1 protein-coding gene is annotated in these 1,038 nt (G+C 64.0%); it reads right to left on the bottom strand.

Translation table 11 applies throughout. The annotated features are described in order from the left end of the window. Positions 1-1,038: MCE family protein (locus ACWDTP_RS38635; RefSeq protein ID WP_450028478.1), on the bottom strand; the 1,038-nt coding region annotated here is incomplete at both ends.

The raw sequence follows: 1,038 nt of genomic DNA, 5'->3' as shown, positions 1-1,038 counted from the left end.
TCCCCCACCTGGCGGCCCCAGACGTATTCGGTCAGGATCGGCTGGCCCAGTTCGAAGTGGTTGTAGGGCGCGATGGACGCGCCGGTGTCGAACACCTGGTACGGGGCCGGCCACAGGTCGCGGGTGATCGGCTGCCAGCAGCCCGGCCGGCCCTCGGGACCGCCCTTGGCGTTCACCCTGGGCAGGTTGTCCGGATACACCCACGGATTGGGCGCGCCGACGAACGAGTCGAGCAGCTGGAACGAATAGCCGTTGCTGGTCTGCTTCGCGAATCCCGGGGCGGCGTCGTGGTAATTGCGGATCATGCAGAACAACGCCGGGCTGTTGCGGTCCAGCATCGCGCTCACCGGCAGCAGGTCCTGGGCGCCGCGCACCAGATACGGCCCGCCACGCTCGAAAATCTCCCCACCGGTATTCCCGAACCCCACCGCGGCCACCAACGCCTGATCCAGATTGCCCCGCTGCGCATTCAACGTCCGCGCCGTGGTCACCGCATTACTCAACCCGTCGAACAGATCCGGCCCGGCATCGGCATACACCTCACCCAGATCCGCCAAACCCCGAATATCCCGACGAATCTGAGGCATCCGCGGATTCAAATCCCCCAAAATGTCATTGCCATCAACAATCGACCGACCGAACTTATCGCCCAACCCGTCCAACGCCTGCGCCGTCGCGGTCAACGTCTCATTCAGCTTGATCGGATCCACCTGCTCCGAAATCGCGGTGATCGTCTCGAACAACGTATTGAACTCCGTCGTCACCCCCTTCGCCTCGATCGGCGTCGACGCGGTCAGACGGTCCGCCGACGGATTCTCCGGCGCCACGAAGGACACGTATTTGTTGCCGAACACCGTCGTCGCCCGCAACTCCACATCGGCGTTGGCCGGGATCAGCTTCAGGTATTTCGGCTCGACGTCCAGGGTCAACCTGGACTGCGGGTTGTCGTCGACCTCGACCACATCCACCGACGCCAACCGACCGATCGGCACCCCGTTGAAGGTCACCTTCGACCCCGGATCCATCGACAACCCCGAC

The organism is Mycobacterium sp. NPDC003449 (assembly GCF_053588415.1).
The sequence above is the reverse complement of the archived record's forward strand: the minus strand, read 5'-3'. Positions and strand labels throughout refer to the sequence as shown.